Annotated in this window: 27 protein-coding genes; 16 read left to right on the top strand and 11 right to left on the bottom strand. The window is 64.1% G+C overall.

Annotated elements, in window-relative coordinates:
• Positions 1 to 154: 154 nt before the first annotated feature.
• The 3 genes from AC5ZG5_RS07185 to AC5ZG5_RS07175 all read left to right on the top strand — a co-directional run bounded on the left by AC5ZG5_RS07185 (position 155) and on the right by AC5ZG5_RS07175 (position 3,105).
• Complete coding sequence (locus AC5ZG5_RS07185; protein WP_130229244.1) at positions 155 to 1,096, top strand: peptidylprolyl isomerase; 942 nt, start codon at positions 155 to 157, stop codon at positions 1,094 to 1,096.
• 189 nt (positions 1,097 to 1,285) lie between these two features.
• Entirely contained in the window at positions 1,286 to 2,545 is a 1,260-nt protein-coding gene (gene argJ, locus AC5ZG5_RS07180; RefSeq protein ID WP_456641461.1) for a bifunctional glutamate N-acetyltransferase/amino-acid acetyltransferase ArgJ, read from the top strand.
• A 149-nt stretch (positions 2,546 to 2,694) separates the two neighbouring features.
• Positions 2,695 to 3,105 carry a (deoxy)nucleoside triphosphate pyrophosphohydrolase gene (locus AC5ZG5_RS07175; protein ID WP_028164216.1) on the top strand — a complete coding sequence of 137 codons (411 nt, stop codon included), beginning with the start codon at positions 2,695 to 2,697 and terminating at the stop codon, positions 3,103 to 3,105.
• A 134-nt stretch (positions 3,106 to 3,239) separates the two neighbouring features.
• On the opposite strand, the gene AC5ZG5_RS07170 is transcribed toward AC5ZG5_RS07175, so the two are convergent.
• Positions 3,240 to 4,082 carry a methyltransferase domain-containing protein gene (locus tag AC5ZG5_RS07170; protein ID WP_456641462.1) on the bottom strand — a complete coding sequence of 281 codons (843 nt, stop codon included), beginning with the start codon at positions 4,080 to 4,082 and terminating at the stop codon, positions 3,240 to 3,242.
• Between the two features lie 78 nt (positions 4,083 to 4,160).
• On the opposite strand from AC5ZG5_RS07170, the gene AC5ZG5_RS07165 reads away from it, so the two are divergent.
• From AC5ZG5_RS07165 to AC5ZG5_RS07150, 4 genes are read left to right on the top strand one after another with little or no spacing between them, the layout of a single operon-like run.
• Positions 4,161 to 4,970 carry a ComF family protein gene (locus tag AC5ZG5_RS07165; protein WP_456641463.1) on the top strand — a complete coding sequence of 270 codons (810 nt, stop codon included), beginning with the start codon at positions 4,161 to 4,163 and terminating at the stop codon, positions 4,968 to 4,970.
• Between the two features lie 29 nt (positions 4,971 to 4,999).
• Positions 5,000 to 5,272, top strand: a complete 273-nt coding sequence (grxC, locus tag AC5ZG5_RS07160; RefSeq protein WP_028164213.1) for a glutaredoxin 3 — start codon at positions 5,000 to 5,002, stop codon at positions 5,270 to 5,272.
• On the top strand, positions 5,272 to 6,150 hold the full coding sequence (locus AC5ZG5_RS07155; protein ID WP_456641464.1) for a carbon-nitrogen hydrolase family protein: 879 nt from the start codon (positions 5,272 to 5,274) through the stop codon (positions 6,148 to 6,150). Before grxC ends, AC5ZG5_RS07155 begins: the two co-directional genes overlap by 1 nt.
• Positions 6,147 to 6,617, top strand: a complete 471-nt coding sequence (locus AC5ZG5_RS07150; protein ID WP_456641465.1) for a DUF1178 family protein — start codon at positions 6,147 to 6,149, stop codon at positions 6,615 to 6,617. Before AC5ZG5_RS07155 ends, AC5ZG5_RS07150 begins: the two co-directional genes overlap by 4 nt.
• Before the next feature lie 3 nt (positions 6,618 to 6,620).
• On the opposite strand, the gene AC5ZG5_RS07145 is transcribed toward AC5ZG5_RS07150, so the two are convergent.
• The 3 genes from AC5ZG5_RS07145 to AC5ZG5_RS07135 form a co-directional block, all read right to left on the bottom strand.
• A complete protein-coding gene (locus tag AC5ZG5_RS07145; RefSeq protein ID WP_130229250.1) occupies positions 6,621 to 7,520 on the bottom strand; it encodes an EamA family transporter in 900 nt (299 codons plus the stop codon).
• A gap of 198 nt (positions 7,521 to 7,718) precedes the next feature.
• Positions 7,719 to 8,468: a bifunctional 2-polyprenyl-6-hydroxyphenol methylase/3-demethylubiquinol 3-O-methyltransferase UbiG gene (ubiG, locus tag AC5ZG5_RS07140; RefSeq protein WP_456641466.1), complete on the bottom strand. Its 750-nt coding sequence runs from the start codon at positions 8,466 to 8,468 to the stop codon at positions 7,719 to 7,721.
• A 13-nt stretch (positions 8,469 to 8,481) separates the two neighbouring features.
• Complete coding sequence (locus tag AC5ZG5_RS07135; RefSeq protein ID WP_028164207.1) at positions 8,482 to 8,949, bottom strand: PH domain-containing protein; 468 nt, start codon at positions 8,947 to 8,949, stop codon at positions 8,482 to 8,484.
• Positions 8,950 to 9,104: 155 nt separating this feature from the next.
• Here AC5ZG5_RS07135 and AC5ZG5_RS07130 point away from each other — a divergent pair, with 155 nt between their 5' ends.
• From AC5ZG5_RS07130 to AC5ZG5_RS07110, 5 genes are all read left to right on the top strand, one after another.
• Positions 9,105 to 10,358, top strand: a complete 1,254-nt coding sequence (locus AC5ZG5_RS07130; protein WP_130229253.1) for an aspartate kinase — start codon at positions 9,105 to 9,107, stop codon at positions 10,356 to 10,358.
• Positions 10,359 to 10,902: 544 nt separating this feature from the next.
• Complete coding sequence (gene ptsP / locus AC5ZG5_RS07125) at positions 10,903 to 13,170, top strand: phosphoenolpyruvate--protein phosphotransferase (RefSeq protein WP_208827534.1); 2,268 nt, start codon at positions 10,903 to 10,905, stop codon at positions 13,168 to 13,170.
• 56 nt (positions 13,171 to 13,226) lie between these two features.
• Positions 13,227 to 14,306, top strand: coding sequence for a peptide chain release factor 1 (prfA, locus tag AC5ZG5_RS07120; protein ID WP_028164204.1), 1,080 nt, complete (start codon positions 13,227 to 13,229; stop codon positions 14,304 to 14,306).
• Between the two features lie 154 nt (positions 14,307 to 14,460).
• The gene (gene prmC, locus AC5ZG5_RS07115) at positions 14,461 to 15,342 is read left to right on the top strand and encodes a peptide chain release factor N(5)-glutamine methyltransferase (protein WP_456641467.1); all 882 of its coding nucleotides are present in this window, start codon (positions 14,461 to 14,463) and stop codon (positions 15,340 to 15,342) included.
• Between the two features lie 472 nt (positions 15,343 to 15,814).
• A complete protein-coding gene (locus AC5ZG5_RS07110) occupies positions 15,815 to 16,549 on the top strand; it encodes a DUF4167 domain-containing protein (protein WP_456641468.1) in 735 nt (244 codons plus the stop codon).
• Positions 16,550 to 16,678: 129 nt separating this feature from the next.
• Here the strand turns inward: AC5ZG5_RS07110 and AC5ZG5_RS07105 are convergent, their stop codons facing one another.
• A complete protein-coding gene (locus AC5ZG5_RS07105) occupies positions 16,679 to 17,407 on the bottom strand; it encodes a methyltransferase domain-containing protein (protein WP_028164201.1) in 729 nt (242 codons plus the stop codon).
• 182 nt (positions 17,408 to 17,589) lie between these two features.
• Here AC5ZG5_RS07105 and gloB point away from each other — a divergent pair, with 182 nt between their 5' ends.
• Positions 17,590 to 18,357, top strand: coding sequence for a hydroxyacylglutathione hydrolase (gloB, locus tag AC5ZG5_RS07100; RefSeq protein WP_028164200.1), 768 nt, complete (start codon positions 17,590 to 17,592; stop codon positions 18,355 to 18,357).
• On the top strand, positions 18,357 to 18,785 hold the full coding sequence (locus AC5ZG5_RS07095) for a cupin domain-containing protein (RefSeq protein WP_456641469.1): 429 nt from the start codon (positions 18,357 to 18,359) through the stop codon (positions 18,783 to 18,785). The genes gloB and AC5ZG5_RS07095 overlap by 1 nt, the downstream gene beginning before the upstream one ends.
• A 113-nt stretch (positions 18,786 to 18,898) precedes the next feature.
• Here the strand turns inward: AC5ZG5_RS07095 and phbB are convergent, their stop codons facing one another.
• Positions 18,899 to 19,624 (bottom strand): acetoacetyl-CoA reductase, encoded by a 726-nt coding sequence (gene phbB / locus AC5ZG5_RS07090; RefSeq protein ID WP_130231417.1) that lies wholly within the window; start codon positions 19,622 to 19,624, stop codon positions 18,899 to 18,901.
• A gap of 224 nt (positions 19,625 to 19,848) precedes the next feature.
• Complete coding sequence (locus AC5ZG5_RS07085) at positions 19,849 to 21,027, bottom strand: acetyl-CoA C-acetyltransferase (RefSeq protein WP_456641470.1); 1,179 nt, start codon at positions 21,025 to 21,027, stop codon at positions 19,849 to 19,851.
• Between the two features lie 318 nt (positions 21,028 to 21,345).
• Between AC5ZG5_RS07085 and phaR the strand changes: the two genes are divergently transcribed.
• On the top strand, positions 21,346 to 21,957 hold the full coding sequence (gene phaR / locus AC5ZG5_RS07080) for a polyhydroxyalkanoate synthesis repressor PhaR (protein WP_028169166.1): 612 nt from the start codon (positions 21,346 to 21,348) through the stop codon (positions 21,955 to 21,957).
• Between the two features lie 174 nt (positions 21,958 to 22,131).
• Here phaR and AC5ZG5_RS07075 read toward each other — a convergent pair whose 3' ends face one another.
• The gene (locus AC5ZG5_RS07075) at positions 22,132 to 23,820 is read right to left on the bottom strand and encodes a putative bifunctional diguanylate cyclase/phosphodiesterase (RefSeq protein ID WP_456641471.1); all 1,689 of its coding nucleotides are present in this window, start codon (positions 23,818 to 23,820) and stop codon (positions 22,132 to 22,134) included.
• Positions 23,821 to 24,068: 248 nt separating this feature from the next.
• On the opposite strand from AC5ZG5_RS07075, the gene AC5ZG5_RS07070 reads away from it, so the two are divergent.
• Positions 24,069 to 24,356 carry a hypothetical protein gene (locus AC5ZG5_RS07070; protein WP_456641472.1) on the top strand — a complete coding sequence of 96 codons (288 nt, stop codon included), beginning with the start codon at positions 24,069 to 24,071 and terminating at the stop codon, positions 24,354 to 24,356.
• A gap of 67 nt (positions 24,357 to 24,423) precedes the next feature.
• Here AC5ZG5_RS07070 and AC5ZG5_RS07065 read toward each other — a convergent pair whose 3' ends face one another.
• The 3 genes from AC5ZG5_RS07065 to mtgA all read right to left on the bottom strand — a co-directional run bounded on the left by AC5ZG5_RS07065 (position 24,424) and on the right by mtgA (position 26,519).
• Entirely contained in the window at positions 24,424 to 25,074 is a 651-nt protein-coding gene (locus tag AC5ZG5_RS07065; RefSeq protein WP_456641473.1) for a hypothetical protein, read from the bottom strand.
• A 290-nt stretch (positions 25,075 to 25,364) separates the two neighbouring features.
• Positions 25,365 to 25,547 (bottom strand): 50S ribosomal protein L32, encoded by a 183-nt coding sequence (rpmF, locus tag AC5ZG5_RS07060; protein ID WP_007598106.1) that lies wholly within the window; start codon positions 25,545 to 25,547, stop codon positions 25,365 to 25,367.
• A 300-nt stretch (positions 25,548 to 25,847) separates the two neighbouring features.
• Positions 25,848 to 26,519 (bottom strand): monofunctional biosynthetic peptidoglycan transglycosylase, encoded by a 672-nt coding sequence (mtgA, locus tag AC5ZG5_RS07055; RefSeq protein ID WP_456641474.1) that lies wholly within the window; start codon positions 26,517 to 26,519, stop codon positions 25,848 to 25,850.
• Positions 26,520 to 26,569 lie beyond the last annotated feature (50 nt).

The raw sequence follows: 26,569 nt of genomic DNA, 5'->3' as shown, positions 1-26,569 counted from the left end.
TATGGCCCGCTCCGGGGGTTGTCAACGCTCGGCAGGATGTCAAGGAATTCATCATTTTGTCAGACTTTTCGCGTTGCCAAGGCGGCTTGATTGGGCGAGTGTCCGCCCCGCTCAAGAGAAGTTCCCCCTGTTCGAGACAAGTTAAGGATTTTGCATGACCACGTCGTTCGCGGAAATGAAACCCGGCTTGCGTATCGGCCTCGCATCCCTGGCCGTGACCGGCTCGATCGCCGCGGTTCTCGCATTCGGTCTGCCGGTCCGTGCTGAGGATTCCAACCCGGTGCTTGCCAAGGTCAACGGGCAGGAGATCCGCCAGAGCGATGTGGCGATCGCCGAAGAGGAACTTGGGCCGAGCCTGCAGCAGATGGACCCTGCGACGCGGAAGGATAACCTCCTGGCCTTCCTGATCGACATGAAGATCGTCGCCAAGGCCGCCGAGGACAAGAAGGTCGACAATACCGACGAGTTCAAGAAGCGCCTCGCCTTCACCCGCAACCGGCTCCTGATGGATAGCCTGCTTGCCAGCGAGGGCAAGGCGGCGACCAACGACGACGCCATGAAGAAGGTCTATGAAGAGGCCTCCAAGCAGATCACCGGCGAGCAGGAAGTGCATGCCCGCCACATCCTGGTCGAGACCGAGGACGAGGCCAAGGCAATCAAGGCCGAGCTCGCGAAGGGCGCCGATTTCGCCGAGCTCGCCAAGAAGAAGTCCAAGGATCCCGGCGCCTCCGATGGCGGCGATCTCGGCTTCTTCACCAAGGAGCAGATGGTGCCGGAATTCTCTGCCGTCGCCTTTTCGCTCGAGCCGGGCAAGATCTCCGACCCCGTGAAGTCGCAGTTCGGCTGGCACATCATCAAGGTCGAGGAAAAGCGCAACCGCACCGCGCCGCCCTTCGACCAGGTCAAGAGCCAGATCGAGACCTATGTGACCCGCAAAGCGCAGGCCGACTATGTCGCCAAGCTGCGCGAGGCCGCCAAGATCGAGCGCATGGACAAGCCGGAAGAGACCGCCAAGAGCGACGCCAAGCCTGCTGATACGACGGCCCCCGCCGCCAAGCCGTCCGACTCCAAGATGGCGCCGCCGGCGAAGAAGTAAGAATTCGCTGTCACTTCAGCGAAGCCAATAGTATCTACACTCGTCATGGCCGGGCTTGTCCCGGCCATCTACGTCTTGGCGCCTCGCCGGCCGGGAAAAGGACGTGGATGGCCGGGACATCTTGCGCGAAGACGCGCTTCGCGCTTTAGCCCGGCCATGACGATTGCGCCTCCCTGATTGGAATCCGCCATGTCCACCGCCGTTTCTCCCCTCGCCCCGACAGACGTTCCCGATTTGCCCGCGATTGCGGGCGTCAGGCTTGCGACGGCGGCCGCGGGCATCCGCTACAAGGGGCGCACCGATGTGCTGCTCGCGGTGATGGACAAAGGCACCGCCGTCGCCGGCGTCTTCACCAAGTCGAAATGCCCGTCAGCCCCGGTGGAGTGGTGCCGCGCCAAGCTCGGCAAAGGCGGATCTTCTAAGGGAGGATTTGCACGCGCGCTGGTGGTCAATTCCGGCAATGCCAATGCCTTCACCGGCAAAACCGGCAAGCAGTCGACCGCGCTGACCGCGCAGATCGCCGCCAAGGCGGTCGGCTGCGGCGTCAATGAGGTGTTTTTGGCCTCCACCGGCGTGATCGGCGAGCCGCTCGATGCGACCAAGTTCGACGGCGTACTGGCGACGCTGGCCGAGCAAGCCGGGCCCGACGACTGGATGGGCGCGGCGAAGGCAATCATGACCACCGACACCTTCCCGAAGGTCGCGACCGCGACCGTGAAGCTCGGCAAGGCCAAGGTGACGATCAACGGCATGGCCAAGGGCGCCGGCATGATCGCGCCTGATATGGCGACGATGCTGTCGTTCATCTTCACCGATGCGCCGCTGTCATCGGCCGCGCTGCAACAGCTCCTGAAGAGCGGGGTCGAGGACACCTTCAACGCCGTCACCATCGATGGCGACACCTCGACCTCGGACACACTATTGGCATTCGCGACCGGCACCGCGGCCGCGAACGGCGCGCCGAAGATCAGCCGCGCCAGCGATCCGCGCCTGAAAGCGTTTGCGAAGGCGTTCCGCGATGTGCTAGCCGATCTTTCCGAGCAGGTGGCGCGTGACGGCGAAGGCGCGCGGAAACTAGTCGAGATCATCATCGATGGCGCGACGACCAAGGCTTCCGCTCGCAAGATCGCGATGTCGGTGGCGAACTCGCCGCTGGTCAAGACCGCGATCGCCGGCGAGGACGCCAATTGGGGCCGGGTGGTGATGGCGGTCGGCAAGGCCGGCGAGCCCGCCAACCGCGACAAGCTCTCGATTTCCTTCAACGGCATCCGCGTCGCCAAGAGCGGCGCCCGCGATCCCTCCTACAACGAGGCGGAAGTGTCGCAGGCGATGAAAGAGCCGAAGATCCAGATCAAGGTCAATCTCGGCCTCGGCAAGGGCCGCGACCGCGTGCTGACCTGCGATCTCACCAAGGAATATGTCGCGATCAACGGCGATTACAGGTCATAGGACACCGTCGTCCCTGCGAAAGCAGGGACCCATAACCACAGGGAGGCGTTGTGGCGCGCGCAAGTGGTTGTAGCGGAGCACATCGCTAAACCCTGTGGTTATGGGTCCCGGCGCAAGGCCGGGACGACAGCGGAGTTCGGGCGGACTGCATGACCGATATCAAACTCACCCTCGTGGTTGCCTGCGCGCTCATCGATGCCGACAAGCGCGTGCTGCTGGCGCAGCGGCCTGCCGGCAAGCCGATGGCGGGGCTCTGGGAATTTCCGGGCGGCAAGGTCGAGGCCGGCGAACGGCCGGAAGCGACGCTGATCCGCGAATTGCATGAAGAACTCGGCATCACCGTCGCCGAGCCGTGCCTGGCGCCGCTAACCTTCGCGAGCCACGCCTATGAGACGTTTCACCTGCTGATGCCACTCTATATCTGCCGGCGCTGGGACGGCATGGTGACGGCGCGCGAGGGACAGAACCTCGCCTGGGTCCGCGCCAACAAATTGCGCGACTATGAGATGCCCGCGGCGGACATTCCGCTGATCCCGCATCTGATTGATCTGCTGTTGTAGGTTTGCTCGCGACAGGGCCGCCGCACCCTCAGTCGTCATGCGCGGGCTTGACCCGCGCATCCATCGAACAAGACTCTCTCCAGATCGATGGATCGCCGGGTCAAGCCCGGCGATGACGGCTGCGGTATTCGGCGTCAGTCGCGTTTTGCCCGCTTCACCGCCTCTGCCAAACTCGCTTTCGCCGAACCCGGCCGCAGCGGTTTTTGCTGGCTTTCATGCGGCGCCCAGCCGGACAGCCAGATCACGTCGAAGGTGGCGCGGATACGGCCGTCAGGATCGGCGAAGCGCTCGGCATAGATTTGCGCCAACCGCAATAGCGTGGCGCGGCGGGTTGGCGCGCGGCGCCGCTCGACCAGGATATTGGTGGCGCCCATGCGCCGCAATTCCTGCATCAGCGCGAAGGCGTTGGCGTAGCGCACCACGATGCGGTCGACGTCGGTCACCGGCAGCGCGAAGCCGGCACGCTGCAACAGCGCGCCGATGTCGCGCAAATCGGCGAATGGCGCCACGCGCGGCGACACTCCGCCCTCGCATTCGGCTTCGGCCGCGGCGAAGGATTGCCGAAGCTCGGTCAACGTATCGCCGCCGATCATCGCCGCGAGCAACAGCCCGTCGGGCCTCAGCGCGCGACGCAGCTGCGCGAGCACGCCGGGAAGATCGTTGACGAACTGGAAAGCGAGCCCGGAGACCGCAAGATCGAGCGAAGCCGGCTGCAGCGGAAGGACTTCGGCAGCCTCGAACGCAACCTCGCGGACGGACTTGCATCGCGCGCGCAAGAGATCATGGAGCGCATTGCCCGGCGTCCAGATGTCGGCGGCATCGGCAAACTCCCGCGTGACCGCCTGCAAACGCTCCGCCATGTCCTCGCCGACGCGCTCGAGCAGGAAGGTGACCGGCGCATCGCGCCGCGCGCGCTTCAGCCGCGCCGCGAGCAGCGAACGATCGAACAACACAGGTGTGGTCGGATTTGCGGCCATGCCCGCTGGTTACGCCCTGCCTTCGCCTCTGGCAACGCAATGCTTGAGCTGACACGATCATGAGGCTAGCCTCGGTCCATGGGCGCCGAGGCATCACCATCCCGCTCCATTGCAGGCCATCTGCGTGGCGCGCTGAGCGTTGCGCAGGGAGCATGGACGCATGCAGCACGGCTGATGCTCGACATCGCGCTGCCGACGCTGTGCGTTTCGTGCCGCGAGCCGGTCGATGGCGAGGGCGTCTGCGCCGCCTGCTGGGCCAAATTGTCGTTCATTGCACCACCGTTCTGCCCGCGGCTCGGCATTCCCTTCGTCTACGACCCCGGTCCGGAGCTGTTGTCGATGGAGGCGATCGCCAGTCCGCCGGCCTACCAGCGCGCCCGCGCCGCGGTGCGCTATGACGACGTCGCGCGCACGCTGGTGCACGCATTGAAATACCAGGACCGCACGGACCTCGCGCCAGCAATGGGTCGCTGGATGGCGCGCGCGGGGAAGGAATTGCTTCGCGACGCCGATATTTTGGTACCAGTTCCCCTGCACTGGCGGCGCGGCTGGAGCCGCCGCTACAATCAATCCGGCGCGCTTGCCCGCGTCATTTCGCGCCAGAGCGGCGTCGCGCTCGCCCCCGATGCGCTGCGCCGGGTGCGCTCGACCGAGCAGCAGGTCGGATTGTCGCGGGCACAGCGGGCGACCAATGTCCAGGGTGCTTTCAAAGTGGGGCCGGACCGCGCGGCCGAAGTCCAGGGCCGCCGCGTGATCCTGGTCGATGACGTCCTGACCTCGGGAGCGACGGTCGACGCCTGCGCGCGGGCGCTTCTGCGCGCCAAGGCGGCACAGGTCGATGTGCTGGTGTTCGCCCGGGTTGTCGATAGCCACAAAACTCCCATATAATCCCGGACAAAATCACAACCGAGCGCACCATGACCGCTGCGATTGAAATCTATACCCGCCCGGGCTGCGGCTACTGCAGCGCGGCCAAGTCGCTTCTGACCCGCAAGAAGGCGGCATTCACCGAATTCAACGTGGCCAGTGACGCGGCTTATCGCGACGAGATGTACAAGCGGGCCGGCGCCGGTTCGACTTTTCCGCAGATCTTCATCGGCAGCACCCATGTCGGCGGCTGTGACGAGCTCTATGCGCTCGACCGCGAGGGCAAGCTCGATGGTCTCTTAGCCAGCGAAGGCGTGGCCTGATGAGTGCCGACAGCACCTTCACCGCAGCCATGGTGCAGATGCGCACCTCGCTTCTGCCGGAGCCGAGCCTCGAGCAGGGCATGAAGCTGGTGCGCGAGGCGGCGGCGCAAGGCGCGGACTATGTGCTCACGCCCGAAGTGAGCAACATGATGCAATTGAACCGCAAGGCGCTGTTCGAGCATCTGGCGACGGAAGAGGACGACAAGTCGCTGAAGGCCTATCGCGCGCTCGCAGCCGAATTGAAGATCCATCTGCATATCGGCTCGCTGGCGCTGCGCTTCTCGCCGGAGAAGGGGGTGAACCGCTCCTTCCTGATCGGCCCGGACGGCAATCTGCTCGCCAGCTACGACAAGATCCATATGTTCGATATCGATCTGCCCGGCGGCGAGAGCTACCGCGAATCGGCCAATTACCAGCCGGGCGAGACTGCTGTGATCTCCGATCTGCCCTGGGGCCGGATCGGATTGACGATCTGCTACGACGTGCGCTTCCCGGCGCTGTACCGCGCGCTGGCCGAAAGCGGCGCGTCCTTCCTCACCGTACCGTCCGCCTTCACCCGCAAGACCGGCGAGGCGCATTGGCACATTCTGCTCCGCTCCCGCGCCATCGAGACCGGCTGCTTCGTGTTTGCCGCCGCACAAGCCGGCCTGCACGAGAACAAGCGCGAGACCTATGGTCATTCGCTGATCATCGATCCCTGGGGCGAGATCCTCGCCGAGGGCGGCGTCGAGCCGGGCGTGTTCCTGGCGAAGATCGATCCGGCCAAGGTCGAGACCGCGCGCAGGGCGATCCCCTCGCTGCAGCATGGGCGCCGCTTCACCGTCGCCGACCCCAAGGCAGGTCCGGAGCATCTGCACCTCGTCCGGGGCTCAGCATGATCCGCTACAACCTGCGCTGCGAACGGGGCCACGCTTTCGAAAGCTGGTTCCAGACTTCGTCGGCTTACGATTCTCAGGTCCGCCGCAAGCTCGTAGCCTGCCCGACCTGCGGCTCGTCCAAGGTCGAGAAGGCGATCATGGCGCCGCAGATCGTCGGCAAGAAAGGCCGCGAAAGCGCAGCGCCTGTGCCGGCCGAGCAGCCGGCGGCAGCGCCGGCCGAATCGACGCCGCTGATGATGGCGCAGGAGCGCGAACTGCGCGCCAAGCTGAAGGAATTGCGCGACCACATCGTCAAGAACGCCGACAATGTCGGCGACCGCTTCCCCAACGAGGCGCGCAAGATGCATTACGGCGATATCGAGCACCGTCCGATCTACGGCGAAGCCTCACCGGAGGAAGCCCGCTCGCTGATCGAGGAAGGCGTCGAGGTCTCGCCGCTGCCGGTGCTGCCGGACGACCGCAACTGATCCTCACGCCGCGATCAATAGCGCCACACCGATCACGATCAGGACGATGCCGGAAAACTCGCGCGGCGAGATCGGCTGCTTGAATGAATAATACGCCACGCCTTGCGCGAACAAGACTTCGATCAGCGCCAGCGTTCGCACGTTCGCCGCCGCTGTCAGTGCGAAGGCAAGGAACCAGAATTGCGAGGCGAACGCGCCCATGAAGCCCGCCAGCATCGATGGCCGCCATAATCCGAGGATCGCCTTGAGCACCCCGGGCGCCCGCAGCAACAGATAGATCGACAGCACCAGCGTCTGCACGAACAGGCCGAACACCAGCGTATAGGACGACGCCGTCACGAAGGAGACGCCGGGCACCGCGATGATCGCGCCCCGGAAGCCGATCGCCGACAGCGCAAACGCAGCCGCAGCGACCAGGCCCATGATGGTCGGCCTCAGCTCCGCAAACCCCTTCTCGCCGCCGGGCCGAAGTGCGGTGATGACGACGCCGATGGTCGCGATCAGGATCGCGATCACCTTCAGCAAGGTGAGATGATCGCCGAGGAAGACGAAGCCGAAGATCGCGGTCTGGATCGCCTCGGTCTTCAGATACGCCGTCGTCACCACGAAGGAGCGCTCGTTCATCGCCAGCAGCATCAGGCCGGTGCCGACGATCTGGCTGAGCGCACCGAGCAGCAGCCACGGCCAGAACGCCACCGGCGGCCACGGAGCGGAATCGCCGGTCACCACGATGACCAGCGCAAAAAACAGGATCGAGAACGGAAAGCCGAACAGGAAGCGGATATTGGTCGCGCCCCAGGTCCCGAGCGGCCCGGTCAGCGACCGCTGCATCGCATTGCGCGCAACCTGCCCGAGCGCAGCGACGATGGTGAAAGGAATCCAGAGCCAGGAAATCGTCAGCATGTGCGCAAGAATCGCGGGCGGGCGGGGAAAACGCTCTCACCGTGCCGGGCGCCGCGCGCGCGGTCAACCGGAACAGCGCATGACAGGATTGCGCTGCGGCGCCTCGTCATTGCGAGCGGAGCAAAGCAATCCATGCTTCGGCGAGTGGCACTATGGATTGCTTTGCTCCGCTCGCAATGACGGCTTCGCGGGAAATGCTTACCCCTCCTCCGCGACCACCATGTAGTTCACGTCCATGTCCGAGGAGATGTTCCATTGGTCGGCGAGCGGGTTGTAGACCACGCCGGCCTGGTCGGTGATGGTGAGGCGGTTGTCTTGCAGGTAGTGGGCGAGTTCGTCGGGGGTGACGAACTTGCTCCATTGATGGGTGCCGCGCGGCAGCCACCGCAGCACATATTCGGCGCCGACGATCGCGAGTGCAAAGCTCTTCCAGTTGCGGTTGAGCGTCGAGAGCACCATCAGCCCGCCGGGCTTGAGCATCGCCGCACAGCGCTTTAGGAACACGCCGACGTCGGTCACATGCTCGACCACCTCCATTGCCAGCACGATGTCGAAGCGCTCGCGCGCGTCCATTTCTTCCACCGTGGTGCAGCGATAATCGATCGCCAGATGCCCCCTGTCGGCATGCAGTTTCGCGGCGGCGATGTTGGAGGCCGAGGGATCGATGCCGATCACTTGGGCGCCGAGCCGGGCCAGCGGCTCGCACAACAGCCCGGCGCCGCAGCCGATATCGAGGATGCGCAAGCCGGACAGGCAGCTCAGGCTCCTGACGTTGCGGTCGAACTTGCGGCAGGCGGCATCGCGGATATAGCCGAGCCGTAACGGATTGATCTTGTGCAGCGGCGCCATCTTGCCGCGCGGATCCCACCACTCCGCCGAGAGTTTTGAGAATTTTGCGACCTCGGCCGGATCGACCGTGGTGCCGGAAAAGTCAGACTGCATAGCCATGATGCGCGCGCCCCTATCGCGCCGTGATGTAACTACGGAATGCGAGCGGCGAAGCAATCATTTTGATCGTCTTCTGCCCCTCGCCGACGCCGAGAATTCTCACATTGCCGTAGTTGAGGATACGGCCAAGAATGCTCTGGGAGACGTCGACGCTCTCAACTTTGTCGAGGCTCATTTCAAACGTCTCGCGCTGAATGAACCCCTCTTTGTGCACAATCCGCAGATTGGTCACATCGGTCTCGGTGGTCCAACGATGGAACCAGGCGGTCACCGTCTTGTACAACGCCGCGAGCGCCGCGATTCCGCTCAGCGCCAGGCAAAGCACCGCCGGCGCGCCGGTTGGGACCATGTAGGCCAGAATCAGGAACACGATCGCCACGACCCAGCCGGCAATGGCCGGCAGGAAGAAAATCCAGTGCGCGTTCGTCGAATACAGCACCCTCTCACCGGGCTGCAGGATCTCGTCGATATACCGCCCCATACAAACGCCTCAGTTACCGCCGCGCGCCCGCCACGGACGGCGCCAGGAACCCGCTTGCCCCCGGCCGCTTCGCTATGTATACGCGCGTTTCAGCCCCCGTGCTTGGGTTAAGCGCGGGCAATCTACCTATCCTCACAGGGAATGCACGCGTCGTCATGGGCCGCCTCGTGATGAAGTTCGGCGGCACCTCCGTCGCCAATATCGACCGAATCCGCAACGTCGCACGCCATGTCAAACGCGAGGTCGATGCCGGGCACGATGTTGCCGTGGTGGTCTCCGCCATGTCCGGCAAGACCAACGAATTGGTGGCCTGGTGCAGCGAGGCTTCCCCGATGCACGATGCACGCGAATATGACGCGGTCGTCGCTTCCGGCGAGCAGGTCACTTCGGGCTTGCTGGCGATCACGCTGCAGAGCATGGGTGTCCAGGCGCGCTCCTGGCAGGGCTGGCAGATCCCGATCAAGACCTCCGACGCGCACGCCTCGGCGCGCATCCTCGATATCGACGGCACCGAGCTCATGAAGCGCTTCAAGGAGCGGAAGGAGGTCGCGGTCATCGCTGGTTTCCAGGGCATCAATCCCGAGACCGGCCGCATCACCACGCTCGGCCGCGGTGGTTCCGATACCTCGGCGGTGGCGATTGCAGCGGCGGTCAAGGCCGACCGCTGCGACATCTATACCGACGTCGACGGCGTCTACACCACCGACCCACGCGTGGTGCCGAAGGCGCACCGGCTCGATAAGATCGCGTTCGAGGACATGTTGGAATTGGCCTCTCAGGGCGCCAAGGTCCTTCAGGTGCGCTCGGTGGAACTTGGCATGGTGCACAACATGCCAATCTTCGTCCGCTCCAGCTTCGACAAGCCTGAAGATATCGACCCGCACGGCACGCCGCCGGGAACGCTGATCTGCAGCGAGGAGGAAATCATGGAAATGCACGTCGTCACCGGCATCGCCTTCTCCAAGGACGAAGCCCAGATTTCCGTGCGCCAGATCGAGGACAAGCCGGGGGTGGCAGCAGCGATCTTCGGCCCGCTCGCGGATGCCAACATCAATGTCGACATGATCGTGCAGAACGTCTCCGAGGACGGCAAGACCACGGACCTTACCTTCACGGTTCCGGCGAGCGACTATGGCCGCGCCCGCGACACCATTACCGCGGCCAAGAGCAAGATCGGCTACCAGCGCTTCGACAGCGCCACCGACGTCTCGAAGGTCTCCGTGATCGGCAGCGGCATGCGCAGCCATGCCGGCGTCGCCGCCAAGGCCTTTGCCGCGCTTGCCGCGCGCAACATCAACATCCGCGCCATCACCACGTCCGAGATCAAGTTCTCGGTGCTGATCGATGCCGCCTATACCGAGCTCGCGGTGCGCACACTGCACACGCTGTACGGTCTCGACCAGGCCTGAGGGCCACCTCTCCTGAAGGGAGAGGTTCCGCACGGGGCGGGCCTCATGGTTCGAGACGCGCCGCAAGCGGCGCTCCTCACCATGAGGGTCCAAGATTCCGCCGCGAAACCAGACCTCATCCTGAGGGGCGCGCAGCGCGTCTCGAAGGATGGGCCACGAAGGAATCGCCCGCCAAGTTCTATTTCATAGGCAATAGCCCTGCCCTGAAAGGGGAGGGTAAAGGCGCCTCCCTGTAGGAGAGGTGGAACAGCTCAAGCCCACGTTTCTCGCTGTTGCGAGTAAGAATTTCTCTTAGCTACCGCAGCATTGGGCTGACAGAGACGTTATATCTTTTGGCAGGCGTTTTGCTTGGCAAAACAAGCCTCGATTGGCTATACGGCCTGATCGGAGGGTGCCGCAAACTGTGTCACAGTCTTGGCGAATCCGATTCGGCCGGGTTGCGAGGTTGCGGCGGCGCCGATGGATAAAATTGTTGGATTAATCGAGTTTCTCGCCAGTTGCCGGCCACACGGCCTGCTGGTCATGTGGGGGAGGGTTGCAACCTATGCGGAGCGCTTCGGGAGGTCCCCGCGTCCTGTTGAGACGGCTCCGCGAAACCATGGCGGAGCAGGTCTCAGCCCAGGAGCGGCTGGACAAGATCGTGGTCCTGATCGCGGCCAATATGGTGGCCGAAGTCTGCTCGGTCTATGTCCTGCGCGTCGATAACACCCTCGAGCTCTACGCCACCGAAGGTCTGAACCGCGACGCCGTCCACAGGACGGTGCTCAGCGCCCATGAGGGCCTGGTCGGCCTCGTCGCCAGCGAGGCCACGCCGCTTAATTTGAGCGACGCGCAAAGCCACCCGGCCTTCTCCTATCGCCCGGAAACCGGCGAAGAGATCTATCACTCCTTCCTCGGCGTGCCGATCCTGCGCGCCGGCAACACGCTCGGCGTGCTGGTCGTGCAAAACCGCGCCAAACGCACTTATGTCGAGGAAGAGGTCGAGGCGCTGCAGACCACCGCCATGGTGCTGGCGGAGATGATCGCCTCCGGCGAATTGGCGGCGCTGGCGCAGCCGGGCGCCGAACCTGCGGCGCGGCATTCCCTACACAAGACCGGCGCCATTCTCTCCGAGGGCATCGCGCTCGGCCATGTCGTGCTGCACGAGCCGCGCGTCGTCATCACCAACTATATCGCCGAAGACCTGCCGAAGGAGATCAAGCGGCTGGATGCGGCGCTGACCAAGCTGCGCGCCGATCTCGACCGGCTGCTGGAGCGCGGCGACGTCGCCGACGGCGGCGAGCATCGCGACGTGCTCGAAGCCTATCGCATGTTCGCCAACGACCAGGGCTGGTCGCACAAGCTGCATGAGGCGGTTGCCACCGGCCTCACCGCTGAAGCCGCGGTCGAGCGCGTGCAGTCCGACACCCGCGCGCGCATGCTGCGCTCGACCGATCCTTACCTGCGCGACCGCCTGCACGACCTCGAGGATCTCGGCCATCGCCTGATGCGGCAACTGGTCGGCCAGGACCACGCGCCGTCGCGCGAACAATTGCCCGACAACGCGATCCTGATCGCCCGCGCGATGGGCCCGGCGGCGCTGCTCGACTATGACCGCAAGCGATTGCGCGGACTGGTGCTCGAAGAAGGCACCGCCAATTCCCACGTTTCGATCGTGGCGCGCGCGCTCGGCATTCCCGCCGTCGGCGAGGTGCCGAACGCGCCCGGCATCGCCGATCCCGGCGATGCCATCATCGTCGACGGCATCTCGGGCGAGATCTATGTCCGTCCGTCATCGGAGATCGAATCCGCCTACGCCGAGCGGGTCCGCTTCCGCGCGCGCCGGCAGGCGCAATATTCGGCCCTGCGCGACAAACCCTGCGTGACCAAGGACGGCCAGCCGATCGAGCTCCTGATTAACGCCGGCCTGACCATCGACCTGCCGCATATCGATGACACCGGCAGCGCCGGCATCGGCCTGTTCCGGACCGAACTGCAGTTCATGGTGAGCCCGAACCTGCCGCGCTCCAGCGACCAGCTCGCGCTCTATCGCACCGTGCTCGATGCGGCGGGATCGAAGCCCGTCACCTTTCGCACCCTCGACATTGGCGGCGACAAGGCACTGCCCTATATGGAGACGGTCGTCGAGGAAAATCCCGCGCTCGGCTGGCGCGCAATCCGGCTCGGCCTCGACCGCCCGGGACTGTTGCGCGGTCAGATCCGCGCGTTGCTTCGTGCAGCCGGCGGCCGCGCGCTGAAGATCATGTTCCCGATGATCTCTGATGTTGCCGAATTCGATCAGGCAAAGGCGATTGTCGAGAGGGAACTGACTTATCTGCGCCAGCACGGTCATTCGCTGCCCGAGCGCGTCGATGTCGGCACCATGATCGAGGTTCCGGCGCTGCTGTACCAGCTCGACGAGCTGTTGAAGCGGGTCGATTTCCTCTCGGTCGGATCGAACGATCTGTTCCAGTTCCTGTTCGCGGTGGATCGCGGCAACGCCAAGGTCTCGGAACGGTTCGACACCCTGTCCGCGCCGATCCTGCGCGCGCTGCGCGACATCGTGCGCAAGGCGCAGGCAAGCAGGAAGGTCGCCTCGCTGTGCGGCGAGATGGCATCGAAGCCGATCGGCGCGCTGGTGCTGATCGCGCTCGGCTACCGCTCGCTGTCGCTGTCGGCGACCGCGCACGGTCCGGTGAAAGCGATGATCCTCGAGCTCGACGCGAAAAAGGCCGAAGCGATAATCAACCCGCTTCTGGACGCACCGGCCGGCAGCGTTTCGATCCGCGAGAAGCTGACGGAATTTGCGGAAGCCGAAGGGCTCACCTTGTAGCGACGCTCTCCTCGACGGCGCCGCCCCATGCCCTTTCCGTTATTTGAGAACCATCCATGCTGCCCGAAGCCAAACTCGATGTCCTGCTCGCCCATCATGCCTCGCTCGAGGCCGAACTGCTCGGCCAGGTGAATTCGGAACGCTATGTCCAGATCACCCGCGAGCTCGCCGAGCTCAATCCGCTGATCGAGGCGGTGAAGGCCTATCGCGCCGCGCGCACCGAGCTCGCCGACACCCAGAGTCTGATCGCCGATCCCACAACCGAGCCCGACATGCGCGGCATGGCGGAGGCCGAGCTCGAGACGCTGCATGCGCGGCTTGCCGAGCTCGAGCAGAAGATCCGCATCGCGCTGTTGCCGAAGGACGCCATGGACGATCGCAACGTCGTGCTGGAAATCCGCGCCGGCACCGGTGGCGACGAAGCTTCGCTGTTCGCGGGCGACCTGTTCCGCATGTATGAACGCTTCGCCGCGCTGCAGGGCTGGAAGGTCGAGGTGATCTCGGCCAGCGAGGGCACGGTCGGCGGCTACAAGGAAATCATCGCCGAGGTGCAGGGCCGCGGCGCATTCGCGAAACTGAAATTCGAATCCGGCGTGCATCGGGTGCAGCGCGTGCCCGACACCGAGACGCAGGGGCGCATCCACACCTCCGCCGCGACGGTGGCCGTGCTGCCGGAGGTCGAGGATGTCGACGTCGACATCAAGAACGAGGACTTAAGGATCGAGACCATGCGGGCGCAGGGCGCCGGCGGTCAGCACGTCAACAAGACGGAATCGGCGATCCGCATCACCCATATCCCGACCGGCATCGTGGTGATGATGCAGGACAGCCGCTCGCAGCACAAGAACCGGGCGTCGGCGATGAACATCCTGCGCTCGCGCATCTACGATGCCGAGCGCCAGCGCGTGGAGGCGGCGCGTTCCGCCGACCGCAAGGAGAAGGTCGGCTCCGGCGACCGCAGCGAGCGCATCCGCACCTATAATTTTCCGCAAGGCCGCGTCACCGATCATCGCATCAACCTGACGCTCTACAAATTGCCGCAGGTGATATCAGGCGAAGCACTCGGCGAATTGACCGACGCGCTGACGACGGAGCACCAGGCAGCGCAACTCGCCGCGCAGGGCGCGGCGGCGTGAGGACTCCCGTAGCCCGGATGGAGCGCAGCGTAATCCGGGGCAGCGAGCCGGACTGCACGAATCCCGGATTGCGCTCCACTCCATCCGGGCTACGCGGGATCGCTCCGTCCTGTGGTTATGGGTCCCTGCTTTCGCAAGGGACGACGGTGAGGGTGTGAGCGCTTTTGTCGGTCTCAATGTCGATGCGGCGCGCCGACAACTCGGCGCACGCTTCAAATCGGCGGCGATCGATTCGGCCGAGCTCGATGCACGCATGCTCCTCGGCGCGGTGCTCAAGCTCGATCTCACCGGCATGATCACGGCAGCGAGCCGGACGCTGACCGGGAATGAAGCAGCAGAATTGGAAGCGTTCGCGCGCCGTCGCCTCGCCGGCGAGCCGGTCGCGCGCATCCTCGGGCAAAAGGAATTCTGGGGACTGCCGCTAAAACTCTCCGCCGCGACATTGGTGCCGCGGCCCGACACCGAGACCGTGGTGGAGTTCGCGATGGAAATTCTCCGCGCGGACGGAGCTTCGGAAAAACCATTGCGGATCGCAGATCTCGGCACCGGCACCGGTGCCATCCTGCTGGCGCTGCTCTCCGAGCTTGCTGCGGCCACGGGCTACGGCACCGACATCAGCACGGAGGCGCTCAAGACGGCGCGCGCCAATGCGCTGATGTTGGGCATGGGCAATCGTGCGACGTTCATCGCCTGCGACTATGCATCGGGCCTTTCCGGCCACTTCGACCTGATCGTGTCGAATCCGCCCTACATCCCATCCGCTGACATTGCCGACCTTACGGTCGAGGTACGCGAGCACGACCCGCTTGCCGCGCTCGATGGCGGCGACGATGGGCTGGATGCCTATCGCGCGCTGATCCCGCAGGCCGCCGGCCTGCTGGCCCCTGGCGCCGCCCTGGTTGTCGAATCAGGCATTGGACAGAGCGAGGCCATTGAAGCTTTGATGACGGGTGCGGGGCTCGTCCCAGCCGGTCCGCCGAGGGCAGATCTGGCGGGCATCCCACGGGCGGTGGCAGGCCGCAAATTGCCGCGATAAAGTCCTATTGGAACGCAAAAAAACCTCTTGGAATATCCCCCGGGAACGACTACGTTCCGGTCATGACATCGGTTTGGCCCCGTAACCGTTAACGGGTGAAGACCAGGGTTCTCGCCGAGAGCCCGCCGATCAAAGGTTCCAAAACGCGGGTCTGTATGAGCGCAATAGCCGGGGCTGTGCCGCTCTCGACCGCCAAGCGAACGAAAGCCTGTTATTGCGCTTGAAGACTTACGTGAGAGAACTGGGCTTGCGTGGCAAGCTGAATAATTGATCCGCAGGCCGACCGGCCGGCGGTTGGGGAACGCGTTTTGCTCAACGCGATGGTTGGCGAACTTTGGCATTGATCCGAATGGCATCGTGAGTCGGTGCGCATGAGCGCGTGCGCCAGTTGCACTGGCAACTTCCACCGCAACGGCAATTTCAACGCTGGTAACTAACGCTGGTAACTTAGGGCTGGAATAAAAGGCGAGACATGAGAAACGGTCAAAATAACAAGCGGATGCGTAACCGGAATAACAATAATAACAACAACAACAACCGGCGCGGTCAGAACCCGTTGACGCGAGTGTTCGAATCGAACGGACCCGACATCAAGATCCGCGGCACTGCTTCCCACGTAGCGGAAAAATACGTTCAGCTCGCTCGCGATGCGCGCTCCTCCGGCGACCCGGTCGCCGCCGAGAACTACTATCAGCACGCCGAGCATTACTTCCGCATCATCGCCGCGGCTCAGGAACAGCTTCGGCAGAATCAGCAGCAGCCCCGCATCGACAACAATAACAATGATGTGTCGACGAGCGATGAGGGCGACGAGGACGACAACTATTCGAGCTTCGGGCAGGAGCCGGGCTTCGTGCCGCAGCCGCCCTATGCGCGCGAGAACAATCAGCAGCCCTATCAGCGCGACCAGCAGCAGCCACGCGAGCATCGCGAGCGCGAGCATCGTCAGCAGCCGCAATATCAACCGCCGCCGCAGAACCAGCCGCAGCCGGTGATCGCGGACAATGGCGGCGTCGACCGTCTGCCCTCCTTCATCACTGGCGGTGCGCAGCCGCAGGTCAATGGCAATCATGAGGGCAACGGCGGCGGAGAACGCAGCGAACGTAACGAGCGCTTCCCGCGCCGCCGCCGCCGCCCGCACGGCCCGCGCCCCGACGCCGCCGCGCAACCGCAGCCGAGCGAAGACGTCAATCCGGGGAATGAGTAGTTAGCTCGCGACAAGAAAGTAGCGAAAAATTTGTAGGGTGGGCAAAGCGAAGCGTGCCCACCTTTCTTGCACCGAACGTGGATGGTGGGCACGCTTCCTTTGCCCACCCCACTCTTCTACAATTCCGGATCACGCGCGCGACGACGACGGCACCAGCACCGGCTGCAGCGACGGGATGAGCCGCGCGCGCTCGCGGTGCGCGGGGATCGCGCGATAGACCTGCTTGGTCGCCTCCACGATGTGCACGCCCGCGAACGGCAATGACAGCGTCGCACCGAGGCGCTCCCAGGCCATCGCCCAGCGCAGGAACCAGCTCCCCGCGACCGGCGGCACGAACAGCGCCTCGCCCCACGCCGTCGGCGTGAACCAGGTCTGCCGCAGCAATTGCGTGATCTGCGCCCGCGAATAGGGCCGGCCGTGGCCGAAGGGCGTGGTGTCGGTGCGTGTCCATACGCCGCGGCGATTGGGTATCACCGCGATCAGCCGGCCGGACGGCGCCAGCACCCGCCACACCTCGCGCAAGAGCCGCTCCGGATCATCCGACATCTCCAGCGCATGCACGAGCAGCACGCGGTCGACCGCGGCGTCCGCGAGCGGCATCGAGAATTCGTCGACCAGGGTCGCGAGCGCCGGCCGGCCCGTCGGCCATTTCAGAACACCCTGTGACGCCGGCATGAAAGCGATGCAGCGCTCGCAATCCTCGCGGAACAGGCCGAGATAGGGGGTGGGATAGCCGAGCCCGAGCACGCGCTGGCCCTCGGCCCCCGGCCATCGCTCGCGGATGCCGCGATTGATTAACTGGCGCGCCACGATGCCCAGGCGCTGCGAATAGAAATCGCGGAGATCAATGACGTCCATGCACCCAACCTAACACGGCGCCGTTACGCGCGTGTTCCCCAAAATTGCGTTGCCGCGCGAGCGTTAACGCCATATTTCCTGCGCATATTGGGCGTGTTACAGCATGGTCAGGAAAAGTGGGAACCGGTTTTCCGAAGAGACCATGCTCAAACAATAACGCTTGGCCGTTCGCGGGAGATACCATGACTGCGGAAATCCGTCTCTTCACCTGCCTGACCGACAATTTCGGCTATCTGATCCACGACCCCGCCACCAAGGCCACCGCCTCGATCGATGCGCCGGAAGCCGGCCCCATCATCGCGGCATTGGAGCGCGAGGGCTGGAATCTCACCGACATCCTCATCACCCATCATCATCATGACCATGTCGGCGGGGTTGCCGAACTGAAACAGAAATATGGTTGCCGCGTCGTCGCGCCGCACGACAAGACCACGGCGATCGCCAATGTCGACCTGCGCGCCGCCAACGGCGACGTGATCAAGGTCGGCAGCCTGCTCGCGCGGGTGCTGGAGACGCCGGGCCACACGCTCGACCACATCTCCTATGTGTTCGACGGCGAGAAGGCGGTGTTTGCCGCCGACACTTTGTTCTCGATCGGCTGCGGCCGGGTGTTCGAGGGCAATTATCCGATGATGTGGGATTCGCTGCTCAAGCTGCGCGCACTGCCGGACGATTTCCGTCTCTATTGCGGCCACGAATATACCGCCGCCAATGTCAAGTTCGCGCTGACGGTGGAATCAGACAATCCGGCATTGAACGCCCGCGCCGAGGAAGTGACGCGGCTGCGCGCGGAGAACAAGCCGACGATCCCGACGCTGCTTGGCGAGGAGAAGAAAGCCAACGTGTTCCTGCGCGCCGACGAGCCGGCGGTGGCCGCCAAGCTGCACATGAAGGGCGCCGACGGAGCACAAGTGTTCGGCGAATTGCGCGAGCGCAAGAATAAGTCGTGATGCCAAAGCCGACTGCCGCCGAGATTATCGCGAAGCTTGCGCTGAAGCCGCATCCCGAGGGCGGCCACTATCGCGAGACGTTTCGCGATAGTGAGAAGGATGCGAGCGGACGATCGCGCTCGACTGCGATCTATTTCCTGCTCGGACGCGGCGAGCGCTCGCATTGGCATCGCGTCGATGCGGCGGAGATCTGGCACTATTACGCTGGCGATGCACTGACCTTGCGGATCGCCGATGCGAGCGGACAGCGCGAGATTCGTCTCGGCCCCGATCTCACCGCCGGCGAAGTGCCGCAGGCGATCGTGCCGGCGCATGCATGGCAGGCGGCGGAGTGCACCGGCGATTGGATCCTGGTCGGATGCACCGTGGCGCCGGCGTTTGAATTTGCGAAATTCGAACTGGCACCGAAAGGCTGGGAGCCCGATTAGTTTTGTAGGGTGGGCAAAGCGAAGCGTGCCCACCATCACGAGCTGAGCAAGAAATGGTGGGCACGCTTCGCTTTGCCCACCCTACTTTCTCCACATGGCCTGCGCGGCGACCATCACGCGTGATACTGGCCGCCGTTCACGGTGAGCGTCGAGCCGGTGATGAAGCCGGCGTCCTCGGCGGCGAGAAACAGCACCGCACGCGCGATCTCCTCGGGCTCACCAAGACGATTGACCGGGATCTGCGGGATCACGTTCTTCTCCAGGACGTCCTTCGGCACCGCCTGCACCATTTCGGTGTTGATATAGCCGGGCGCGATCACGTTCACGGTGATGCCGCCCTTGGCATTCTCAAGCGCGAGCGCCTTGGTGAAGCCGATGTCGCCGGCCTTGGCCGCGGAATAATTGACCTGGCCGAACTGGCCCTTCTGGCCGTTGATCGAGGAGATGTTGACGATGCGGCCGAACTTGCGGGCACGCATGCCCTCTATCACCTGGCGCGTCATGTTGAAGAGCGAGCCGAGATTGGTGTTGATCACCTCGTTCCACTGCTGCAGCGTCATCTTGTGGAATGCGGTGTCGCGGGTGATGCCGGCGTTATTGACGAGAACGTCGATCGGGCCGACCTCGGCCTCCACCTGCTTGACGCCGGCAGCGCAGGCATCGAACGAGGCGACGTCCCATTTGTAAACGGGAATGCCGGTTTCTTCCTTGAACTTTTGCGCCGCGGCATCATTGCCGCCATAGGTTGCCGCGACCTTGTAGCCGGCCGCCTTCAACGCCTTGCTGATCGCAGCGCCGATGCCGCGCGTCCCACCCGTTACTAATGCAACACGTGCCATGTCCGTCTCCTCCTTCGTCATTTTTTTCTAGGCCGACATTGTGCCGGTCTTTTGAAATTTATCTCTCTATTGAGCATGATCTTTTCGGGAAACCGGTCTCCACCTTTCCGGATCATGCTCTCAAAACGAAAATGCCCGGCGCGAGGCCGGGCATTCTCTTAACAGCTTGCACTGCGGTTGACAGACGATCTTTTCATCATTCAACCCGGCATGTTGCCTCTTGTTCAGTCGCGTGCAACGCACATCGCGATGCCCATGCCGCCGCCGATGCACAGCGTGGCGAGGCCCTTCTTGGCGTCGCGCTTCTGCATCTCGTGCAGCAGCGTCACGAGGACGCGGGCGCCGGACGCGCCGATCGGGTGACCGATCGCGATCGCGCCGCCGTTGACGTTGACCTTGGACGTATCCCAGCCGAGGTCCTTGTTGACGGCGCAGGCCTGCGCCGCGAACGCCTCGTTGGCCTCGATCAGGTCGAGATCGCCGATGCTCCAGCCGGCCTTCTTCAGTGCGCTGCGGGAAGCCGGGATCGGGCCGGTGCCCATGATCTTCGGGTCGACGCCGGCCTGGCCCCAGGAGACGATGCGCGCGAGCGGCGTCCTGCCTTCCTTGGCGGCCTGTTTGGCCGTCATCAGCACCACGGCGGCGGCGCCGTCATTGATGCCGGAAGCGCTGCCGGCGGTGACCGTGCCGTCCTTCTCGAAGGCGGGCTTGAGCTTGGCCATTGCGTCCAGCGTGGCGCCGTGGCGCGGATATTCGTCGGCGTCGACGACCACATCGCCCTTTCGGGTCTTGATGGTGACGGGGACGATCTCTTCCTTGAACCGGCCGGCCTTCTGCGCGGCTTCGGCCTTCTGCTGCGAGGCGACGGCGAACTCGTCCTGCTGGGCGCGGGTGATCTGATATTGCCGCGCCACGTTCTCGGCCGTGTTGCCCATGTGGTAGCCGTTGAAGGCGTCCCACAGGCCGTCCTTGATCATGGTGTCGACGAGCTCGAGCCCGCCCATCTTGACGCCGCCGCGCAGATGCTGCGCATGCGGGGCCATGCTCATGGATTCCTGGCCGCCGGCGACCACGATGTCGGAATCGCCATTGACTAGCGCCTGATAGCCGAGCGCGACCGAGCGCAGGCCCGAGCCGCAGAGCTGGTTGACGCCCCAGGCCGGGCTTTCCACCGGAATGCCGGCGGAGATCGAGGCCTGGCGGGCCGGGTTCTGGCCCTGGGCTGCGGTCAGGATCTGACCCATAATGACTTCGGACACGCGGCCCGGCTCGACGCCCGCGCGCTCCAGCGCCGCCTTGATGGCGATGGCACCGAGGTCATGGGCGGGAGTGTTGGCGAACGCACCGTTGAAACTGCCGACCGGGGTGCGGGCGGCGCTGACGATGACGACATCGTCTGACATGGGCATCTCCTAGAGCTTGATGTTTGGCCTGGGTAACTTGGCGGCGGGCGGGCGGCCGGACGCGGGCCTATCTTTCGGCCTCATCCTGTTAACCTCCTTGAGGCATGTCAATCGGCCAGACGGCCAAATCCTGCCGCGGCGCACTTAAATTGACCCCGTTGGACCTTTCCTGAGCAATAACTATGCTTTGGAATTAACCGTGGCGCACAAATCGTTGCCGAACTGCTTTGAAAATGCTTACCTTTGCTGCGATGCGTGTGCATCACCCCTGCAGCAATGCTGCAAAGGGTTCCCTCCTGGTGTTGATGTGTGAGCCCCATGGCAAAATCAGAACACCCGACCACGATCAAGAAGTACGCCAACCGGCGGCTCTATAATACCGGAACCAGCACTTATGTGACGCTCGAGGATCTCGCCGCGATGGTGAAGGAAGGCGAGGATTTCCTCGTCTACGACGCCAAGACCGGTGACGACATCACCCGATCGGTGTTGGCGCAGATCATCTTCGAGCAGGAGAACAAGGCCGGCCAGAATCTGTTGCCGACCACTTTCCTGCGGCAGTTGATCCGGTTCTACGGCGACAGCATGCAAATGGTGGTGCCGAAATATCTCGAGCAGTCGATCGAGACGCTGACGAAAGAGCAGGAGAAATTCCGCAAGCAAATCGCAAGCACGCTGAGCGGAACTCCCTTCGCCCCGCTCGAGGAACAGGTTCGGCGCAACATGGAGCTGTTCCAGCAGACTTTCTCCATGTTCAAGCCATTCGTGCCGCCGCGCACGGGAACCGCAACGCCCGAGCCCGAGAAAGTGCCGGAGCCGGCGCCGGATGACGACAACATCGACGACCTGCGCCGCCAGATGAAGGAGATGCAGGAGCGCCTCGAGCGGATGTCGCGCGAGACGACGACGGCGACGAAGAAGGAAGAGTAGGCTCTTCCCCATACCTGCATTGAGCTCGTCATTCCGGGGCGCGCGCAGCGCGAACCCGGAATCCATTGGGCCGTTTGCGCGAGCGGCTGAATGGATTCTCTGATGTGCAAATTGCACATCATAGCTCGATGCTGTCGCATCGCCCCGGAATGACGGAGAGCGGTGGACGACCAGCTAACCCGCCGCCGGCATCGCTTCATCCGCCGTGTGCCATGGCCGCGTCGGCGAGGCCAATCCGATCAGGCGGCCCTGGATATAGTCGCAGCCCCATTCGCGCAGCATCACCGCGGACGCTTCGTCCTGCACCCATTCCGCGACTGTCTTGATGCCGAGCCGGCGCGCGAGGTCGAGCAGTGTCTGCACGAAAGCGCGGTCGTCGGCGGAATGCGCGATGTTCTGCACGAAGGCGCCATCGATCTTGACGATATCGACGCCGAGCTTGCGCAGGTTGCGGAACGAGGTGTAGCCGGCGCCGAAATCATCGATCGCGATCCGGCTGCCGAAATTCTTCAACCGCGTGACGAAGCCGCGCACCTCGTCGAGATTGCTGATCGCCACCGTCTCCGTGATCTCGACGATCAGCCGCTCGCCGACGCCGGGATGCGCGGCCATCAGCGATTCGATTCCGGAGAGCCAGTCCGGATCCATCGTGGTATCCGGCGAGATGTTGAGGCTGAGCTGAACCTCGGGTGAAGCGGCAAGCTCGGCCACCGCAAGCTCGAGCACGCGGTGATCGACCAGCCGGATCAGGCCGAGACGCTCGGCGACCGGCACGATGTCGGGCGCCGACAATGCCCGCCCGTCCTCCTGCTGCATGCGCACCAGGCACTCGTAGAAGGCAGGCTGCCGCGACTGCACCTCGACCACCGGCTCGAACGCCACGACGATGCGACGTTCGTTCAGGGCGGTGACGATCTCGTCGGTGACGCGGATGTTGACGCGGCGCTGGGCGTCGCGCTCGACATTCGGCTTCCAAAGCAGGAACGAGCCGGCGCGGCGGCTCTTGGTGGTATCGAGCGTCTCCTGGGCGCGGTTGATCGCCTCGTCGGCGCTGCGGGCGTGGCGGGGCACGCTGACCGCGCCTATCGACGCCGTCACCGAGACGGGGCCTGACTTGGTCGGCACGATCTCCTCCCGCACGGCCGTGAGAAAACGTTCGGCGGCGACATTGGCATCGTCGACGGTGCAGTTGCGCAGGATCAGCCCGAACTTGTTGCCGGAGAAACGCCCGAGCACGTCGCCGCCGCGCAGGCGGGCGCGGATGCGCTTGCTGATCTCCGCGATCACGGCGTCAGCGACGTCGAAGCCGAAGGCGTCGTTGATGCGCGCCAGATGGTCGATGCCGATCAGCATGAAGGCGCAGGACGATCGGAAGCGTGCAGCCTCCTCGATCGCCTCGGCGAGCGCGGCGATCAGATGGGTGCGGTTGAGTTCGCCGGTGAGCGGATCGTGCCGCGACAGCTTCACGAGCTGCTCGTCGCGGGCATGACGCTCATTGTCGATCCTGATCACGCCCTGGGCGCGCACTGGCCGGCCGTCGGGTCCGGCAAACCAGCAGCCGGTTTCCTCGATCCAGATCACGGGCGCCGAGGTGTTGGCCCGCACGCCGTACTCAATCCGGTAAGGCATGCCCTCGCCGCTGCGGAGGGGCGCGGGTTGGCCGAACGCATCGCTGCGAATGGCACGCGATGGCTCGATCAGCCTGGAAAATGCGGCGCCGCTTGCAATCGCCTCCGCCGGGAGATCAGGGAAAACCAAGGCCACATTGTCGCTCCAGACGAGCGCATCGGAGGCAATATCCCAGACAAAGGTGACTTGGCCGAGCGAAGCCAGGATGTCGGCGGCTGGCGGGATGGAAGGCATCTGCTGTCGCCTCGTTTCAGGACACGGCCAGTTGGATACAGGTGGACGCACGTGACAGTGGGTAAGTGATTCCGAGCCCGGAGTGTGCCTCTGTTTCCGCTCAGACCTTAGGTAAAGTTCATAAATAATCTGGAAACCACGTTTTGCCGCCATCGGGAACAAAAGCCCGTGCATCGGCATGGACCTTGCGAGTTCGAGGCCAACGGGATGGCAGCGTCCCGAAACGTGACAATCGAGCGGGATCAGCGATGCCGGAAGCCGGCGAATCAAGGCAAGTGCTTGACGGCGAGGTTTTGACCGGCGCCGCCACCGCCTCGGCTGAACTCGTCCCGCTGACCGAATCCCTGCACCACGTGTCCAAGCAGCCGCTGCCACGGCCCGACGCGGGCTTCGTGACCCAGCTGATCGCGACTGCGGCGCTGGCGCCGGAGACTCGTCCGCTGCGGCGCGGCACGCTGGCGGACGCGCAGATGGCCTATGGCGCCCATCCGCAGGAACGGCGCGGCGTCGCGCGCCGCACGCGCCAGATCATCTAAGAGCGTTTTCGAGCGAAGTGGAAACCGGTTCGCGTAAAGAAAACGCGTCAAAACAAGAATCCAGAGCTCAGCGCTGTTCCGGTTCAGTCGGCGGATTGCGGCTTGGCTGCAGGTCCGGGGAGGCGACCGCGGGTTGCGCCTGTGTCGGCTTGGAATGATCCTGCAGCACTGATTCCGCGACCGAGGCCGCCGGCGGCACCGTGTTCGCTGACGTCGTTGAGGCTGCGGGTGGTGGAGCCGGCTGCGGGGCCGGCGCGGGAGCCGGCTGGGGAGTTGGCGCCGGCGCGGGTTGCGGCAGCGGGGCTGGCTCCGGCTCGATTTGCTGCGCCCGTGCTGCGGGCGCGATCGCCGCACGACGGCGGGTACGAAGCGCGATCCCGGAGATGAAATCCGCCAATGCCAGCAAGGTCAGCAGAGCAAAGGTCGAGGTGCCGAATTTCGGCCACAGCACGAATTCGGCGGCTGCCGCACCGAACACGATCAGCGACAGCAAGTGATCCATCACGAATTTGGCGCCCGGTCGCGCGCCCTTGATGACTTCGAGCAACAGCAGGAGGATGCCGAGCGCCAGCAGGATGTCGCTCAGCGTTATCGGCCACTCCGCCCCCGACATCAGCGGCACCGTCACCAGCGGATCGACCAGCGATACGCCGGGCATCAGGAAGACGATGATGTTGTAGACCGCGAGCGGAATCAGCAGCAGCGGAAAACCGACCATGCGAGCGAGGCCTTAGCGAAGGAAACCGGGAGCGAAACGCCCTGAGATCGTGATTCGATCAGATTGAATCGGATCATGACCTGATTTGATTGTTTGAGCATGACTTCCGCGCAAACGCTACGCGTTTGTCGCGAGGGAAGAACCGGCGCCACTCTTCCCGGATCACGCCCGACGCGCCGAGGCGGACCGTCTGATCGCACTCATTGGCCGATTTCGGGCGGCCCAATCAATCGTGATCCCGGCCCTGCTTTCAGAGCCGGGGATCCAAATGCTCTCCGATCCCGCGGGGATCAGGATTCTTTCTTCTTCAGGACCTGCCGGCCCTTGTACATGCCGGTCTTGAGATCGAGATGGTGCGGGCGACGCAGTTCGCCGGAATCCTTGTCCTCGACATAGGTCGGCTTCTTGATCGCGTCCGCCGAACGGCGCATGCCACGGCGCGACGGCGAGGTTTTTCTTCTGGGAACAGCCATAACAGTCCTCTAGGGGTGTAGCGGAGGCATCCGTCCGAAATTAAGGACGCGCGTCAAAAGCGAGCTGCGATGCCGATAAGGCCGGGCTTATAGAGGAAGGGATGGCGTAAAGCTAGGGCCTGACGCGATTAGATTGCGGTGCGAGCCCTCCCCGTCGGCAACGGGCAAAGCCCGACATGGCTGGTCGAATTTATCGGAACAAAACGTGACCATCCGCTATCGGTTTCGGCACGCGAGGGCACCACGATCTCGTCCTGTCCAGAATAGGCCATGCGGTGCCGGCCAGCGGGTGCATCGCGCTCAGAATCCGCGGCTCTCGCTCCAGCAGCGCTGCACCGCGCTGGCGCGGGCCATATAGGTTGCGCTCAGGCGGCGCACACCAGGGCCGGGATTGCGGGCGCTGCGCTTGACCGGATTGGGCAGGATCGCCGCGAGCAGCGCTGCCTCGCGTGGCGACAAAGTCGCCGCCGAGCGGCCGAAGGCGTATTGGGAACCGGCCTCGGCCCCGAACTGGCCGGACGGGCCGAGCTCGGCGATGTTGAGATAGATTTCCAGGATCCGCTGCTTCGGCAGCACGAAATCGATCCACATGGCCAGCGGCAGTTCCAGCACCTTGCGGACCACGCTGCGGCCCGGCCACAGGAACAGGTTCTTGGCGACCTGCTGGGTGATGGTCGAGCCGCCCCGGCCCGGCTCGCCATCCTCGGCATCGTCGATCGCATCCTGCAGCGCGTCCCAGTCGATGCCGCGATGGCTGCAGAACTTCGAATCCTCCGACCCCACCACGGAGCGGGGGAGATACGGCGAGATCGCGTTGAAATCGACCCATTGCCGGGTGACAGGCGCGCCCTTGAGGGTGCGCCAAGCCATCAGCGCCGAAACCGGCTGCCCGGATCGGTAAAGCGGTGTCAGCACGTAGGGCACGAGCAGCACGGCCACCAGCAGCAGCAAAAGGATCCGGACAATGCGCAAATTGGAGGTTCCGGCTGAAAGCGGGTCGGCGCTGCCGGCAATATTGGCCG

The sequence above is a fragment of the Bradyrhizobium sp. Ses1 genome, from assembly GCF_059512365.1.
Note: the sequence above shows the minus strand (reverse complement) of the source record. Positions and strands in the feature narration are given on the sequence as shown.

Coding starts and splice junctions, on each gene's coding strand:
- AC5ZG5_RS07155 (WP_456641464.1), top strand. CDS start 5,272: ATGAGTGCCGACAGCACCTTCACCGCAGCCATGGTGCAGATGCGCACC.
- AC5ZG5_RS07065 (WP_456641473.1), bottom strand. CDS start 25,074: ATGGTCGGTTTTCCGCTGCTGCTGATTCCGCTCGCGGTCTACAACATC.
- AC5ZG5_RS07135 (WP_028164207.1), bottom strand. CDS start 8,949: ATGGGGCGGTATATCGACGAGATCCTGCAGCCCGGTGAGAGGGTGCTG.
- AC5ZG5_RS07110 (WP_456641468.1), top strand. CDS start 15,815: ATGAGAAACGGTCAAAATAACAAGCGGATGCGTAACCGGAATAACAAT.
- AC5ZG5_RS07145 (WP_130229250.1), bottom strand. CDS start 7,520: ATGCTGACGATTTCCTGGCTCTGGATTCCTTTCACCATCGTCGCTGCG.
- rpmF (WP_007598106.1), bottom strand. CDS start 25,547: ATGGCTGTTCCCAGAAGAAAAACCTCGCCGTCGCGCCGTGGCATGCGC.
- AC5ZG5_RS07170 (WP_456641462.1), bottom strand. CDS start 4,082: ATGGCCGCAAATCCGACCACACCTGTGTTGTTCGATCGTTCGCTGCTC.
- ubiG (WP_456641466.1), bottom strand. CDS start 8,468: ATGGCTATGCAGTCTGACTTTTCCGGCACCACGGTCGATCCGGCCGAG.
- AC5ZG5_RS07085 (WP_456641470.1), bottom strand. CDS start 21,027: ATGTCAGACGATGTCGTCATCGTCAGCGCCGCCCGCACCCCGGTCGGC.
- prfA (WP_028164204.1), top strand. CDS start 13,227: ATGCTGCCCGAAGCCAAACTCGATGTCCTGCTCGCCCATCATGCCTCG.
- AC5ZG5_RS07095 (WP_456641469.1), top strand. CDS start 18,357: ATGCCAAAGCCGACTGCCGCCGAGATTATCGCGAAGCTTGCGCTGAAG.
- argJ (WP_456641461.1), top strand. CDS start 1,286: ATGTCCACCGCCGTTTCTCCCCTCGCCCCGACAGACGTTCCCGATTTG.
- AC5ZG5_RS07185 (WP_130229244.1), top strand. CDS start 155: ATGACCACGTCGTTCGCGGAAATGAAACCCGGCTTGCGTATCGGCCTC.
- gloB (WP_028164200.1), top strand. CDS start 17,590: ATGACTGCGGAAATCCGTCTCTTCACCTGCCTGACCGACAATTTCGGC.
- AC5ZG5_RS07105 (WP_028164201.1), bottom strand. CDS start 17,407: ATGGACGTCATTGATCTCCGCGATTTCTATTCGCAGCGCCTGGGCATC.
- AC5ZG5_RS07130 (WP_130229253.1), top strand. CDS start 9,105: ATGGGCCGCCTCGTGATGAAGTTCGGCGGCACCTCCGTCGCCAATATC.
- AC5ZG5_RS07175 (WP_028164216.1), top strand. CDS start 2,695: ATGACCGATATCAAACTCACCCTCGTGGTTGCCTGCGCGCTCATCGAT.
- ptsP (WP_208827534.1), top strand. CDS start 10,903: ATGCGGAGCGCTTCGGGAGGTCCCCGCGTCCTGTTGAGACGGCTCCGC.
- AC5ZG5_RS07075 (WP_456641471.1), bottom strand. CDS start 23,820: ATGCCTTCCATCCCGCCAGCCGCCGACATCCTGGCTTCGCTCGGCCAA.
- AC5ZG5_RS07070 (WP_456641472.1), top strand. CDS start 24,069: ATGCCGGAAGCCGGCGAATCAAGGCAAGTGCTTGACGGCGAGGTTTTG.
- AC5ZG5_RS07165 (WP_456641463.1), top strand. CDS start 4,161: ATGGGCGCCGAGGCATCACCATCCCGCTCCATTGCAGGCCATCTGCGT.
- phbB (WP_130231417.1), bottom strand. CDS start 19,624: ATGGCACGTGTTGCATTAGTAACGGGTGGGACGCGCGGCATCGGCGCT.
- AC5ZG5_RS07150 (WP_456641465.1), top strand. CDS start 6,147: ATGATCCGCTACAACCTGCGCTGCGAACGGGGCCACGCTTTCGAAAGC.
- phaR (WP_028169166.1), top strand. CDS start 21,346: ATGGCAAAATCAGAACACCCGACCACGATCAAGAAGTACGCCAACCGG.
- grxC (WP_028164213.1), top strand. CDS start 5,000: ATGACCGCTGCGATTGAAATCTATACCCGCCCGGGCTGCGGCTACTGC.